The organism is Nocardiopsis algeriensis, assembly GCF_014203695.1.
Lineage (GTDB): Bacteria > Actinomycetota > Actinomycetes > Streptosporangiales > Streptosporangiaceae > Nocardiopsis > Nocardiopsis algeriensis.
Genome location: NZ_JACHJO010000001.1, coordinates 215,641 through 229,241, shown reverse-complemented (window position 1 = coordinate 229,241; position 13,601 = coordinate 215,641). Strand labels below are relative to the sequence as shown.

Below are 13,601 nucleotides of genomic sequence, written 5' to 3'. Positions count from 1 at the left end.
CGCGCGAGGGGCGCCGGTGCCCGCGGTACGACCGCGGCGCCGGCGCCCCTCGCCGTCGCGGGGAGGCACACGCGGCGCGCCGCCCGTACGGCCGTGACAAGCACGCGGGGCAGTGGCAGCATTCTGATCACCCCTCCGGCCCCGCGCCGGCGGAACCGCCCCCGCGTGAACCGAATCTCCGGCCGCCCGCCGGGCAGCCGACCTGGAGGTGTCCGGACGTGCCCCCCAACCCGCGGCCAGGCAGTGCGTCCCGAGGCGAGGCCGGCCGGACCTACCTCGGCTGGCAGCACGCCGTACTCCTGCCTCCACCCGGACCGGCGCCGCGCCGGCCCGCCCCGGCCGACGCGGAGACCGTCGGCGAGGAGTGGATCGCCGCCCAGCGCGACAGCGAGGCCCGGACCAACCGGCCGCTCCACGCCGCACTGGCCGGACTCGCCGTGTTCGCCCTCCTGTGCCTGCTGCTGTGGGCCCTGCGCATCCTCCCCGGCGTCCTCGCCGTCGGAGGGGTGCTGGCCTGCGCCGCGATCGCGGCCCCCGTCGGCCTCGCCCTCGTCCAGAGCCGCCAGGTCGTCGCCCAGCGCCTGGCGCGCGCCCGCGAGCTCCTGGAGGCCGAGCGCGAGGAGCGCGACCGCTCCCTCCACGAGCAGCAGCGGGAGCACGCCCGCGAGTACACCGAGTGGCAGGCCGCCTGCCGCGCCTACGAGGCCCAGCCCCTCTGGCACGGGGTGACCGTCCCGCCCGGGACCGGCACCGTCGTCGTGCTCGGCGGCACGGACGCGGGCTGGTCGGCACTGCTCGCCACCGTCGGGGCCTCCCGGTTGCGCGAGGGCGGCGACCTCACCGTCGTCGACCTCACCGGACGCCCCGTCTCCCGCGAACTCGTCCGGCTGGCCCGGCGCTGCGCCGTCGCCCCCCGCCGCTGGGTGCTGCCCGCCGACCTGCCCCTGATGACCCTCGGCACCAACCTCGACGCCGGACAGCGGGCCCGCGTCCTCTCCGCCGTCGCCGCCGCCTCCGGCCCGGCCGAGGACGTCGACGCCGACGAGACCCTCCTGCTGCGCCTGCTGGAGGTGCTCGGGCCGCAGGCCGGCGTCGCCGAGCTCATCGGAGGCCTGCGCGCCCTCATCACCCCCGAGGACGACGCCGCCGAGGACGACCCCGCGCTCGCCCTGCTCGATGCGGGCCAGCGGGCCCGGGCGCGCGAGCGCTGCGCGGACGTCGCCTGGGAGCGGGCATGGGAGCTGGAGCGCCGCCTGGCCCCCTTCGAGGCGGTCGGCACGAGGGCCGAGGACGACGCCTACGCCCAGGTCAAGATCATCTCCATGGACCGGGCCTCCGGGGAGACGGCGGCCCGCGTCTACGGCACCTACGCCGTGGCCTCGCTCAGCGAGCTGCTGGAGGTGCCCCGCTCCGGCCCCTCCGCGGCGGGCGGCCACACCAGGAGGCGCCCCGCGCGCACCCGCACGGTCGTGGTGTGCGGCGCCGACGCCCTTCCCGCCGAGGAGGTGGAGCAGGTGGTCCTCGCCGCCCGTGAGAGCGGCGTGGAGGTCGTCCTCATGTTCCGGAGCCCGGTCCCGGCCGCGCTCGCCCGCTTCGGCACCCCCGACTGCCTCCCCGTGGTGATGCGCCAGGAGGGGGAGGCCGCGGAGGAGGTCGCCCGCGCGGTCGCCGCGCTGCCGGGCGCCGCCGACCCCGACCCCGCGAACCTGCTGCTGCACCGCCTCACCGAGGCCGTGGGCGAGGCCGTCGGGGAGTCGGCCACCGCGATCGGGGACGACCCGGACGCGGAGGTGGCCGACGACGACAGGTTCTTCCCCTCACCGCACACCGAGTCCGGCGCGGTGATCCGCAACGCCGCCTCCGTCGCCCCGCTCGACCTCGTACGCCATGTGAGATCCGCCACGGCCTGGGGAAGGGCCACCGCGGAGGAGGCCCGCGCGGACGCCCCCCTGCCGGCGGAAGGGGACGGCGGCCTCCGCGCCCGCCCCCACGGACTGGACGCCGGCGCCCTGCGCTCGCTGCCGCCCACGGCCGCCGTGGTCCTGGGCCCCGCCGGACCTGTCCTGGCGGACACCAATCCGGGTATTCTCACCCTGTCCACCGCCACGCTGGCCACGGTGGACGATTCACGCAGGACCGGTGACGAAACGGCCGCGGGGCGCGGCGGGGCAGCGAACGGGAACGAGGAGCGCGGCGGGTGGGAAAGACCCCGCACCGCCTCTCCGGATGCCTCCGCCGATCCGCCCGCCGGGGTGCCCGCGGCATCCCCGGGAGTCGACGCCGGACCTGACCGCGTACCGCCCAATCTCGGTCCGCCGCCGGAGCGGCTGGACTGGCGGGTCCGACCGCGGGTGGACAATGAGGCATGGCCGACACATCGCCCGCCGCCGCCTCGTCGGCGCAGGTGATCCAGCGATCGTGGAGAGTAGATGAGCGAGCTTCCCTTGCGCGCCCAACTGGCATCGGTACTGGGGAGGAGTGCGGCCAGCCTGTCCAGGGCCACCGGACGGGGTGACGGCTCCGTCATCGGCGGCAGGGTCGCCCTCAAGGTGGAGCCCGATCTCCTCTCCCAGCTGGCCCGGGGACGGCGCCTGGCACTGGTGAGCGCCACCAACGGCAAGACCACCACCACACGCCTCATCTCGCAGGCACTGCGGGAGTTCGGCGAGGTCGCCACCAACGAGCACGGCGCGAACATGCCCACGGGGCACATCACCGCCCTGTCCAACAGCATGTCCGCCGTCAACGGTGTGCTGGAGGTGGACGAGAAGTACCTGCCGCAGGTCCTCGTCGCCACCCAGCCCGCGTTCGTGGTCCTGATGAACCTCAGCCGCGACCAGATGGACCGCGCCTCCGAGATCAACCTGCTCGCCAAGAAGTGGCGGACCGCCCTCGGCAAGAGCAACACCCACGTCATCGCCAACGCCGACGACCCGCTCGTGGCATGGGCGGGACTGGGCGCGCCCCACGCCACGTGGGTCTCGGCCGGGCAGCGCTGGAAGGAGGACTCCTGGTGCTGCCCCGAGTGCGGCGGCCACCTGCGCCGCGACCGCGACCCCTACTGGGAGTGCCCCGAGTGCGGCCTGTCCCGGCCCCAGGCCACGTGGGCCGTGGACAACGACTCCGACGTCCTCGTCACCCCGCAGGGCGAGCGCCTCAAGCTGCGGCTGAACCTGCCCGGTGACGCCAACCGCGCCAACGCCGCGATCGCCGCCGCCACCGCGGCCGGTTACGGCCTGCACCCCGCGCGCACCCTGGAGCGCCTGCGCGAGGTCACCTCCGTCGCGGGCCGCTACACCTCCGTGGTCACCATGGGCGTGGAGGTCCGGCTGCTGCTGGCCAAGAACCCCGCCGGATGGCTGGAGTCCTTCGCGGTCCTGGACCCGCCGCACACCCCGGTGATCCTGTCGGTCAACGCGCAGGTCCCCGACGGACGGGACACCTCCTGGCTGTGGGACGTCGACTACCGGGTGCTGCGCGGCCGCCGCGTGTTCGTCATGGGCGAGCGCCGCACCGACCTCGCGCTGCGCCTGGAGACCGACGGCGTGCACTTCGAGGTGGCCGACCGCGTCGACGAGGTCCTGGGCCGGCTCAAGGCCGAGCAGCCCGGCATCACCAAGGTCGACCTCATCGCCAACTACACCGCGTTCCAGCAGATCCGCACGGCGTACGGCCGCGTTCAGTAGGAGAGACACACATGAGCAACACCAGCGCCCTGCGGATCGTGTGGATCTACCCCGACCTGCTGAGCACCTACGGTGACCAGGGCAACGTCCTCATCCTCAAGCGCCGCGCCGAGCTGCGCGGCATCCCGACCGAGGTCGTGCGGGTCAACTCCAGCGACCACGTGCCCGAGCAGGGCGACATCTACCTGCTCGGCGGCGGCGAGGACCGGCCGCAGATCCTGGCCGCCGAGCGCCTGCGCGCCGACGGCGGCCTGGCCCGCGCCGCGGCCCGCGGCGCCTGCGTGTTCGCGGTGTGCGCCGGTTACCAGATCATCGGTGAGACCTACGGCGACGACGAGGCCAACCCGCTCCCCGGCGTGGGCATCCTCGACATCCGCAGCGGCCGAGGCGAGTCCCGCGCGGTCGGCGAGATCGTCGCGGACATCGACCCGGCCCTGGGCGGAGGGCGTATCACCGGCTTCGAGAACCACCAGGGCCGCACCGCGATCGGCCCGTCCGCCCGGCCGCTGTCGACCACCGTGGTCGGCACCGGCAACGACGGACACACCGAGGGCGCCTACCAGGGCCAGGTGCTGGGCACCTACCTGCACGGCCCGGCACTTCCCCGCAACCCCCACCTGGCCGACCTGCTGCTGAGCTGGCGTGTGGGGCGCATCGCGCCGCTCCAGCCGTCCTGGGGCGAGCGCCTGCACGAGGAGCGCCTGGCGGCGGCCCTGCGCCAGTAGACGGGGAGGGGAGGGCCGCAGGGCCCTCCCCCCGCCCGCCAGGGGGTTCGCGGACGCGGGAATGCACGACCCCGGCCGTTTGCTGCCCTTGCCATGAAGGCAATCGCACTGAACAAGTACGGGACCGCCGACGACCTCGAGCTGATGGAGCTGCCCGAGCCCAAGGTGATGCCGGGAGAGGTCCTCATCCGCGTGAAGGCGGCGGGGGTCAACCCCGTGGACTGGAAGCTGGCCGCGGGCGGCCTGGACCCGCTCATGGAGACGGCCTTCCCTCTGGTACCGGGCTGGGACGTGGCCGGTGTCGTGGAGGCGGTCGGTGTGGACGTCCCCGAGTACGAGGTCGGCGACGAGGTCTACGGCTACGCGCGCAAGGACTGGGTGCAGCTCGGGACCTACGCCGAGCGGGTGGCGGCGAGCGTGCGGCTGATCGCGCCCAAGCCCGCCTCCCTGAGCTGGCAGGAGGCCGCCGGCGTGCCCCTGGCGGGGCTGACCGCCCTCCAGTCGCTCAAGCGCGCGCGGGTGGGCTCGGGCGACACGGTCCTGATCCACGCCGCGGCGGGCGGCGTCGGCTCCTTCGGGGTCCAGATCGCCCGCGTCCTGGGGGCGCGCGTGATCGGTACCGCGAGCGAGCGCAACCACGACTACCTGCGCTCCCTGGGCGCCGAACCGGTGGTCTACGGCGACGGACTGGCCGACCGGGTCCGCGACCTCGCCCCGGAGGGCGTCGACGCGGTCATGGACTTCGTCGGGGACGGAGCGGCCGAGCAGTCGCTGCCGCTGATCGGGGACCGCAGCCGGATCATCTCGATCGCCGATCCCACCGTGGTCGAGCACGGCGGCCACAACCTGTGGGTCCGCCCCGACACGGCCGACCTGGTCGAGCTGGGCCGCATGGCGGACAAGGGCGAGCTCAAGATCCACATCGAGCGCGAGTTCCCCCTGGAGCAGGCCGCCGACGCCTGGCGCCTGAACGAGGAGGGCCGCACGAGGGGCAAGATCGTCCTCACCGTCTGACCGGCCGGAGGCCGCGGCGCCCGGGACCGGTTCCGCACCGGCCCCGGGCCCTTCCGCGGGTGGACATCCCTCCCGCCGCGCCGGGCCGCGCGCCCCTCGGCTCCGGCCCTCTCCCCGGTGGGGACCGGCCCGGTCTCTTCCTCGGAGGGCCGACCGGGGAATGAATCAGGAGTGATCTGCGTCTCATTTGTATGAGCACCGGCAAGAGTCCCCACGGGCCCGGGCGGGTCCTGAGAGCCGTCGCCGTCCCCGCCGCGGTGCTCCTTGCCGGAGCGGGCTGCATCACCACCGCGATCGCCCTGAACTCGGTACCGATGCCCACCGTCCAGGTCGTGGTGGGGGAGCGCACCTCGGAGCAGGCCGAGGACGGGGCGGAGGAACCCGAGGAGAGCGGGGGACCGCAGGAGACGGAGGAACCCTCGCCCCCGGAGGCCGAACCGGAACCCGCTCCGCCACCGCAGGCTCCCGAGCCCACCGTGAGTGCCCCGCCCGAGTCCTACAACGGCTCCTCCACGGTGTTCGGCGACTTCCTCGTGACAGTGGAGACCGGGTACACCGATCCCACCGTCACGGACGGCATGGGCTCCTACGCCACCGCTCCGGCCGGCATGGAGTACCACGTCTACCGGTTGAACGTCACCAACCAGGGGGCGGGGCCGAGCATCTTCGACACCTACGGCACCACAGGGACCGCCGTGGACGGGCGGACCTTCGCGCACGACCCCGACGCCGAGTACACGGTCGCCTGGGACTACTTCTGGGACGAGGTCAACCCGGGCGAGACCGTCACGACGCACATCCTCTTCCTGGCGCCGGTGGGGACCGAGTTCAGCCGGATCATGGTCGGCGGCGTCAGCCCGCTCGAACCCGCTTAGGCCGTGTGCTGTGCGGCCGCGCCCCCTCCGCAAGGGGAGGCGCGGCAGCCGGCGGTCACCGGGGGCGGCGCCGGAGGGTGATCCGGGCGTTGGCGCCCGTGTCCGGGTCGACCACGACCTCCTGGCCCGCGGCGATGCCGTCGACCACCAGGTCGGCGTCCACCGGGGCCGTCCGCTTGACCACACCCAGGGCGATCGGGCCCAGTTCGTGGTGGCGGGCCGAGCTGCCCACGCGGCCGATCGCACGCCCGTCCAGCTCGATCGGGCTGCCCACCGCCGGCAGCCGCTCGGCGGTGCCGTCCAGGTGCAGCATCACCAGGCGGCGCGGCGGGCGCCCCAGGTTGTGCACGCGGGCGACCGTCTCCTGGCCCGGGTAGCAGCCCTTCTCCAGGTGCACGGCGCGGCCGACCCAGTCGACCTCGTGCGGAATGGTGCGCTCGTCGGTGTCGAGCCCCGGGCGCACCCGGTGGTGCTCGATCCGGTGGGCCTCGTAGGGCCACATCCCGGCCGGGCGGGCGCCCGCCGCGGTGAGGGCCTCGGCGGTCTCCACCAGCCGCTCCGAGGGCACGAACAGGTCGGTCTGGTCCTCGGCGGCACGCACCGGCGTGTCCTCCGGGGCGACGGACTCGATCACCGAGGCCCGCTGGGGTCCCAGAACGGTGAGCACCGAGCGGGAGCCGCCGAGGTCCTCCACCTCGACGCGCAGCATGAACCGCATGGAGTCCAGGAAACGCGCCAGTTCCGCGCCCTGGCCCGGCTCGGTGTGGATCCACACCGCCTCGCCGTCCTCGACGAGGGACAGGTGGTGGCGCAGGTGCCCGCGGTTGTCGAGGACGAGGGCCTCGGTGGCGGTGCCCGGTGCCAGGTCCTTGGTGAGCTGGCTCGTGAGGTCGTTGAGCCAGTTGAGGCGGTCGGGCCCGCTCACACGGACGACGTCCCGGTTGCTGCGGTCGACCCACGCGCTCGAACGCTCGATGGCGCGTCCCTCATGGGCGGGGTCCCCGTAGTGCGCGGCGACTCCGGAGTCGGGGGCCTCGGCGCTCACGGCGCCCGGTGTGCTCAACAGCGGCGAAGTCATACCGCCGAGACTAGGTCATGTGCGGCGCGGACATCCGCCCCGCTGCGCGGCGCCCCGCAGCCCGTGCCGTCCCGGCCCCGCATTCCCCCGCTGCCTGCGGCGATGGCCACAGAAAAAACATTTGCCCGCGACTCGAACCGCGACGTACTGTCGGTGTCACGCAGGAAAGGAGGTGGTCCGGAAGATGATTTCTCCCAGGACTTGCGAGGTGTCCGTCCGCTAGGACGACGCATCGGCGTCGTTCGCGGCGAATACCAGACGGACACCCGGACCCCGGGCTGCCGGAACTTGTCCGACCGGCCCCGCCGCACCGGCGGGAAGCAGCCCGGGGTTCGTCCTGCCTACTGGGCCGCCCGCTTCAGCTGCGCGGACATGTAGGAGCGCAGCTTGTGCCCCCTCGCGGCCAGGTCCCACGCGTAGCCCAGGGTCTCCCGGTTGTCGCCGAACAGGCCGTACAGCCGGTGCGAGGCCGTCACGTCGAGGCCCGTCGGGGTGTGCAGCACCGCGTCGGTGGCCATCTCGACCCGGTGCGCGAACACGTTGCCCACGTACGACTCGATGAAGCCCTCGTTGTGCGTGACGAGTACTTCCAGGTGAACGACAGGTTCGTCCTTGTCGCGTTGGGCGGTGTCCTCCTCGGAGAGCGCTCGCCAGTACCCCGACTCCTCGGTGATCAGCTCACCCAGGGTTCCGTCGGGCTGCATCCGCCAGGCCTTGCCGCTGTAGCTCAGGTAGGGCAGACCGGGGCGATGGGCGAACTCGATCTCCTGGCCGAACTGGAACTCCTCCACGTCGGCGTAACCGGCGACGCCGACGCCCTCCCAGCGGCCGATCAGGAAGGACAGCTTTGCCAGATCGGGGTGTACATCAGCGTGCATAACCTCTGAGCGTAGCGCCGACCGGGCGGGCCCGCGGCCACCGCCACCCCGGGGTGGGGGACTGGACACGCCCAATTGGCCCCGCTTTCCCGGAGAACTGGTAAAGATGGTCACCTGTGCGGTGTGGCCACGGGGTGCACGAAACGCCCGCCGCTGTCGTCTGACCTCCGACATGCTCCAAGGGGCGGCCTGTGTTACTGCTCATCGGTTGGGTACTCCTCGCGGCCGCGGTCGTTCTCCTGCCACTCGCACTCCTCGCCCTGCGGCGGTGGCGGCGCCAGCGCGGCCTGGCCCTCCTCAGGCCCGCGGAGCTGGCCCGGCACGCGGGCAGGCGTGTCACGCTCACCGGTGTCGCCGCCCCCGGCCCCGGCGGGACCGTCGCCTCCGGACTGGCCGGGGTGGACTGCGTCTGGCACGGCCACGAGGTGCTGCGCCACTACATGCCGCTCGGCAAGGAGGGAACCGTCCGCGAGCGCACCTGCGACTCCATCGCGGACTACGGCTCCGAGGAGCTGTTCGGCCTGGTCGCCCCCGGGCAGTCCCCGGACGGTGCCCGCGTCCTCGTCGACCCGGGCGACACCCGCCCCGGCGACGCCGAGCTGTGCCTCCAGCGCGTGGTCGGACGCCCGCAGCCGGGGGTGGCCTCACCCGCCGACGACCTGCTTCCGCGCGTGCGGGGCCGTATCTCGGGCGTCTTCCGCGGCGAGACCATCGAGTTCGAGTACCGCGAGTGGGTGATCCGCCCCGGCGTGCGCGTGCGCGTCACCGGCACGCTGCGGGTCCGCGACGGCCACGTGGTGATGACCGCCTCCGAGGGCGGGAAGCTGCTCGTGGAGCACGACGCGGCCGACCGGCCCCGGCGCGACTCCCCCCGGCGCGTCGAGGCGGTCGCCCTGACCGCCGCCGCCCTCCTGTGCGCCGCGGCGGGCGCGGTCCTGCTCCTGCTCGCGGGCGTGTGACCGCTTCCCGTCCCCTCGAACCCCCTCGGGGCAGGGGGTAGGCTGACCGCCATGTCTCGTTCCCTGGTGATCAAGATCACCGCAGGCGACAACGATCCCGAGCGCTGCAACCAGGCCTTCACGGTCGCTGCCGCGGCCGTGGCGGCGGGGGTGGACGTCTCCCTGTGGCTGACCGGCGAGTCCGCGTGGTTCGCCGTTCCCGGCCGCGCCGCGGAGTTCTCCCTTCCGCACGCGGCCCCCCTGGAGGACCTGCTCGACACCGTGCTCGCCGCGGGACGGGTGACCCTGTGCACCCAGTGCGCCGCCCGCCGCGGGCTCACGGAGGAGGACCTGGTCGCGGGGGTCCGCATCGCCGGCGCGGCGGCCTTCGTCGAGGAGACCCTGCGCGACGGCGCCCAGGCCCTCGTCTACTGACGGTGCCCGCACCGCCGGGGCGGTACGGGCACGGGGAGCGGGGGAGGGCTACTTCTTGCCCTGGTTGGCGACGGCCTGGATGGCGGCCTCGGCGGCCTTCGGGTCGAGGTAGGTGCCGCCCGGGTTGGTCGGCTCGAACCGCTCGTCCAGCTCGTACACCAGCGGGATGCCGGTGGGGATGTTCAGCCCGGCGATGTCGGTGTCGCTGATCCCGTCCAGGTGCTTGACCAGCGCACGCAGCGAGTTGCCGTGTGCGGCGACCATGACCGTCTTGCCCACGGCCAGATCGGGGACGATCTGGTCGTACCAGTACGGCAGGGTGCGCTCCAGGACGTCCTTGAGGCACTCGGTGCGCGGCATGAGCTCCGGCGGCAGCTCGTTGTAGCGGGTGTCCCCGGCCTGGGACCAGGGGTCGTCGTCGGCGATGGGCGGCGGAGGCGTGTCGTAGGAGCGGCGCCAGATCATGAACTGCTCCTCGCCGTACTCCTCGCGGGTCTGCGCCTTGTCCTTGCCCTGGAGGGCGCCGTAGTGGCGCTCGTTGAGGCGCCACGAGCGCTGGACCGGGAGCCAGTGCAGGTCGGCGGCGTCCAGGACGATCTGCGCGGTGTGGATGGCGCGCTTGAGCAGCGAGGTGTGCAGGATGTCCGGTGTGACACCGGCCTCCTTGAGGAGCTCGCCGCCGCGGCGGGCCTCCTCCTTGCCGGTGGGGGAGAGTTCCACGTCCACCCATCCGGTGAACAGGCCCTTGGCGTTCCAGACGCTCTCACCGTGCCGAAGCAGTACCAGAGTTCCCATGGGGCAAGCCTAGCCACTTGCCCCTCCCCCACGGGAGCCGCCCGGCCCTTGGCGGGGCCTTTCTCAGGCGTCGGTCCCGGTGTCCACCAGATGGGCGAAGGCCCGCAGGTTGCGCATGTCGTGGCCGCGCTCGGCCCGCCACTTCCACTCCTTGCGGATCGCCGACGCGAAGCCGCGCTCCAGGGCGCCGTTGAAGTTCTCGTCCGAGTAGGTGAGCACGCACCCCAGCAGGCGGTCGACCTCGTCGGGGGTGACGCCCTCCAGCGGCAGGCGCCCCCGGATGTACACGTCGCCGACCTCGTCGGCCGCGAACGCCATTCCGTACATGTCCGAGTTCTTCTGCATGAGCCACAGGTAGAACTCGGCGGCGTTCTCGTCCGGCTGCCGGCAGAAGAACGACGTGAGGGTGAGGCTGTGCGGACCGACCTCCAGCCATACCAGGGTCTTGAGCTTGGCCTTGCCCGGCAGGGTCACCAGGAACGACCCCTCCCGGGGGCGCTCCACCTCCAGGCCCGCCTCGGCCACCGACTCGATGATCGCCTCGGCCGCGGCCTCGCGCGCCGTCCTGGTCCCCACGTCGCAGCTCCTCCCGTTCCCTCGCCTCTCCCGACCGACGGTAGCGCCCCGCGTCACCGGCCGGCCGCGAGGGGAAGGGGATCCGCGTGCGGGGCGAGGCTCTCGCCGTACACGGCGAGCAGCGAGTCCACCGTCCGCTCCCAGCCCAGGGTCGCGGCGTGGGCGGGCGCCGCCTCCGCCAGGTGCGCCCGCCAGGCCGGCTCGGTGATCATGCGGTGCAGGACCGCCGCGTAGTCGGCGGGGTCGTGCCCCTCCACGAGGATCCCCGAGCGGCCGTCCGCCACGGCGGTGCCCAGGCCGCCGACCCGGGCGGCGACCACCGGGGTCCCGCAGGCCTGGGACTCCACGGCGACGAGGCCGAAGGACTCCGAGTGGGAAGGTACGACCGTCGCGGTGGCCGCCCGGTAGTAGTCGGCCAGGCGCTCGCGGCTCTGCGGCGGCTCCATCCGCACCACGTCGGCCACCCCCAGCGACCGGGCCAGGTCGGCGAGCATCCGCGGCTCGTGCATCCCGGCGCCGGACAGGCCGCCCACCACGCCCACGACCAGGCGTGAACGCAGCGACGGGTCGCGCTCCAGCAGCTCCGCGGCGGCGCGGACGAGCACGTCGGGGGCCTTGAGCCGCTGCACGCGCCCCACGAACAGCAGCAGCTCGGTGTCGGCGGGCAGGCCGATGCGCGTGAGCGCCTCGCGGCGCGCTCCGGGGGTGAAGACCTCCAGGTCCACCCCGGGCGGAATAACGCTGATCCGGCTCTCCCGGGCGCCGTAGTGCTCCCGCAGCTGGCGGGCCTCGTCCTCGGTGTTGGCGATGAGCCGGTCGGCCTGGTGGACGAGCTGGTCCTCCCCGCGCACCCGCAGCTCGGGCTCGGGGGCGTCGCCCTCGGCGAGGGAGGCGTTCTTGACCCGGGCCATGGTGTGCATGGACTGCACCAGGGGGACCCCCCAGCGGCGGGCGGCCATCACCCCGGCGCGCCCGGACAGCCAGTAGTGCCCGTGCACGAGGTCGTAGTGTCCGGGATCTCCCTGGGCCTCGGCGCGCAGCATGCCGAAGACGAAGGGGCACAGGTGGTCGGCGAGGGCGTGCTTGTCCATGCGGCCGTAGGGCCCGGCGGGCACGTGCCGAACGCTGACGCCCGGAGCGAGCTCCACCACCGGGGGCAGGTCGGGGGCGGTGGCCCGGGTGAACACGTCCACGGCCACACCGCGCTCGGCCATGCGCCGGGCCACCTCGACCACGTACACGTTGAGACCGCCGGCGTCGCCGGTACCGGGCTGGTCGAGCGGGGAGGTGTGCAGGCTGACGGTGGCGACGCGGGACGGAACCGCGGTCCGCCCGTCCGCGGGAACGATTCCGGACACCGGTGATTCCTCCCAGTTCGTGTGTACGCCGCTGAGGACAACAGCGAAGAAGGTACACACTGTTCCCGTGCATCGGCACAGCGGGTCACGGTCCGGGTGGAGGGAGTCGGGGCTCAGACCGCCACGGGGTGGCGGAGCCCCAGGGAGTCCGGATAGGGACGCAGGTAGGTCTGCCGGCAGGCCCAGGCCACCTCCTCGGCGTCGCAGTGGTGCCGCAGCAGGGCCACCGGCAGGCTCAGCGGCACCTGCCCCCTCCTGTAGTCCTCGACGGCGGCGAGCAGATCCTTCCTGCGGCTGCCGTCCAGGAGCGGGCCGATCATGCCGAACACGTGCTGGAGCGCGTTGGCGTGCCTTCCCCGACCGGCCGGCACCGCGAGTGCGCGCCGGAAGGCGTCCGTGTACTCGCGCACGGTGCGGTCCCGGTCCCACGCCCCCGCCCGGGCGGCGATCCTCCCCGTCTCGCGGTAGCCCTCCGGGGTGTGGGCCATGAGCTGGATCTTGTGCCGGGAGTGGAAGCCGACCAGGTCGCGCGGCCTCCAGTCCGACTCCCACAGCTCGCGCAGCCTGGCGTGGGCGAACAGCCGCTCGACAAACGCCTCGCGCAGCGACGGGTCGGACAGGCGCCCCTGCTCCTCCATGGGGAGCCCGGGCACCAGTTCCGCCAGGCGGGAGGTGAACGCGCCCCTGCCCCTGCCGCCCACGCGGTGGCCCTCCTCGTCGAAGACCGGCAGGGCGAACATGCCGCAGCTCGGCGACTTGTGCTTGAGCACGTAGCCGTCCAGCCGGCGGAGCCCGTCCAGGTGCTTGTCGGCGACGGCGGCCAGCTCCTCGGTGTGGTCGCTCCCGTCGCGCGCGCCGACCACCCGGTCGGAGCCGGCGCGCCGCTGCAACCGCAGCGTCGGGCGGGGGACGCCCAGCCCGATCTCGGCCTCGGGGCAGACCGGCAGCCAGTCCACGTACGGCGACAGCTCCTCGGTGAGGAAGCGGAAGCGGCAGTGTCCCCCGTTGTAGCGGACCGGTGCGCCGAGCAGACAGCTGGACACCCCGACGCGGGGCCGGCCCAGAGCCTCCTCCTCGTGCTTCTCGTGCCCTCTCATGTGGTGTTGGATACCCGTATTCGCAGGTCGGACCCCTCGCAGGGTGCCCGATCCGGTACCGATCCGCCGCGGGGAGGGCCGAGGGCGCTGAGGGGAAGGGCCGAAGGCAGCTTCCGAAAGTCCTGGGACGGGGGTCCTAGGACCCT

General features: G+C 73.5%; 13 protein-coding genes. 7 read left to right on the top strand and 6 right to left on the bottom strand.

Translation table 11 applies throughout. The features are described from left to right. Positions 1–218: 218 nt before the first annotated feature. The 5 genes from FHS13_RS01070 (at position 219) to FHS13_RS01050 (ending at position 6,300) form a co-directional block, all read left to right on the top strand. Positions 219–2,408, top strand: coding sequence for a hypothetical protein (locus FHS13_RS01070; protein ID WP_343064857.1), 2,190 nt, complete (start codon positions 219–221; stop codon positions 2,406–2,408). A 21-nt stretch (positions 2,409–2,429) separates the two neighbouring features. Further along, positions 2,430–3,686: a MurT ligase domain-containing protein gene (locus FHS13_RS01065; RefSeq protein ID WP_184285921.1), complete on the top strand. Its 1,257-nt coding sequence runs from the start codon at positions 2,430–2,432 to the stop codon at positions 3,684–3,686. 11 nt (positions 3,687–3,697) lie between these two features. Then, a complete protein-coding gene (locus FHS13_RS01060) occupies positions 3,698–4,411 on the top strand; it encodes a type 1 glutamine amidotransferase (RefSeq protein WP_184285918.1) in 714 nt (237 codons plus the stop codon). 93 nt (positions 4,412–4,504) lie between these two features. Continuing rightward, the gene (locus tag FHS13_RS01055; RefSeq protein WP_184285915.1) at positions 4,505–5,425 is read left to right on the top strand and encodes an NADP-dependent oxidoreductase; all 921 of its coding nucleotides are present in this window, start codon (positions 4,505–4,507) and stop codon (positions 5,423–5,425) included. A gap of 191 nt (positions 5,426–5,616) precedes the next feature. Next, positions 5,617–6,300, top strand: coding sequence for a DUF4352 domain-containing protein (locus FHS13_RS01050; protein ID WP_184285912.1), 684 nt, complete (start codon positions 5,617–5,619; stop codon positions 6,298–6,300). 55 nt (positions 6,301–6,355) lie between these two features. Here FHS13_RS01050 and ygfZ read toward each other — a convergent pair whose 3' ends face one another. Both ygfZ and FHS13_RS01040 read right to left on the bottom strand, forming a co-directional pair. After that, positions 6,356–7,378, bottom strand: a complete 1,023-nt coding sequence (ygfZ, locus tag FHS13_RS01045; RefSeq protein WP_184285909.1) for a CAF17-like 4Fe-4S cluster assembly/insertion protein YgfZ — start codon at positions 7,376–7,378, stop codon at positions 6,356–6,358. A gap of 341 nt (positions 7,379–7,719) precedes the next feature. Next, positions 7,720–8,256, bottom strand: a complete 537-nt coding sequence (locus FHS13_RS01040) for a nitrobindin family protein (protein WP_184285907.1) — start codon at positions 8,254–8,256, stop codon at positions 7,720–7,722. 191 nt (positions 8,257–8,447) lie between these two features. Here FHS13_RS01040 and FHS13_RS01035 point away from each other — a divergent pair, with 191 nt between their 5' ends. Both FHS13_RS01035 and FHS13_RS01030 read left to right on the top strand, forming a co-directional pair. Continuing rightward, entirely contained in the window at positions 8,448–9,215 is a 768-nt protein-coding gene (locus tag FHS13_RS01035; RefSeq protein ID WP_184285904.1) for a GIDE domain-containing protein, read from the top strand. Positions 9,216–9,266: 51 nt separating this feature from the next. After that, entirely contained in the window at positions 9,267–9,629 is a 363-nt protein-coding gene (locus tag FHS13_RS01030) for a DsrE family protein (RefSeq protein ID WP_184285902.1), read from the top strand. 48 nt (positions 9,630–9,677) lie between these two features. Here FHS13_RS01030 and FHS13_RS01025 read toward each other — a convergent pair whose 3' ends face one another. The 4 genes from FHS13_RS01025 to FHS13_RS01010 all read right to left on the bottom strand — a co-directional run bounded on the left by FHS13_RS01025 (position 9,678) and on the right by FHS13_RS01010 (position 13,455). Next, on the bottom strand, positions 9,678–10,424 hold the full coding sequence (locus FHS13_RS01025; protein WP_184285898.1) for a phosphoglyceromutase: 747 nt from the start codon (positions 10,422–10,424) through the stop codon (positions 9,678–9,680). Between the two features lie 63 nt (positions 10,425–10,487). Then, on the bottom strand, positions 10,488–11,000 hold the full coding sequence (locus tag FHS13_RS01020; RefSeq protein WP_184285895.1) for a YbjN domain-containing protein: 513 nt from the start codon (positions 10,998–11,000) through the stop codon (positions 10,488–10,490). A gap of 53 nt (positions 11,001–11,053) precedes the next feature. Continuing rightward, positions 11,054–12,358 carry a D-inositol-3-phosphate glycosyltransferase gene (gene mshA / locus FHS13_RS01015; RefSeq protein WP_184285892.1) on the bottom strand — a complete coding sequence of 435 codons (1,305 nt, stop codon included), beginning with the start codon at positions 12,356–12,358 and terminating at the stop codon, positions 11,054–11,056. A gap of 113 nt (positions 12,359–12,471) precedes the next feature. Continuing rightward, complete coding sequence (locus tag FHS13_RS01010; protein WP_184285890.1) at positions 12,472–13,455, bottom strand: YbgA family protein; 984 nt, start codon at positions 13,453–13,455, stop codon at positions 12,472–12,474. Between the last annotated feature and the right edge of the window lie 146 nt (positions 13,456–13,601).

Coding starts and splice junctions, on each gene's coding strand:
- FHS13_RS01065 (WP_184285921.1), top strand. CDS start 2,430: ATGAGCGAGCTTCCCTTGCGCGCCCAACTGGCATCGGTACTGGGGAGG.
- FHS13_RS01060 (WP_184285918.1), top strand. CDS start 3,698: ATGAGCAACACCAGCGCCCTGCGGATCGTGTGGATCTACCCCGACCTG.
- FHS13_RS01055 (WP_184285915.1), top strand. CDS start 4,505: ATGAAGGCAATCGCACTGAACAAGTACGGGACCGCCGACGACCTCGAG.
- FHS13_RS01050 (WP_184285912.1), top strand. CDS start 5,617: ATGAGCACCGGCAAGAGTCCCCACGGGCCCGGGCGGGTCCTGAGAGCC.
- ygfZ (WP_184285909.1), bottom strand. CDS start 7,378: ATGACTTCGCCGCTGTTGAGCACACCGGGCGCCGTGAGCGCCGAGGCC.
- FHS13_RS01040 (WP_184285907.1), bottom strand. CDS start 8,256: ATGCACGCTGATGTACACCCCGATCTGGCAAAGCTGTCCTTCCTGATC.
- FHS13_RS01030 (WP_184285902.1), top strand. CDS start 9,267: ATGTCTCGTTCCCTGGTGATCAAGATCACCGCAGGCGACAACGATCCC.
- FHS13_RS01025 (WP_184285898.1), bottom strand. CDS start 10,424: ATGGGAACTCTGGTACTGCTTCGGCACGGTGAGAGCGTCTGGAACGCC.
- FHS13_RS01010 (WP_184285890.1), bottom strand. CDS start 13,455: ATGAGAGGGCACGAGAAGCACGAGGAGGAGGCTCTGGGCCGGCCCCGC.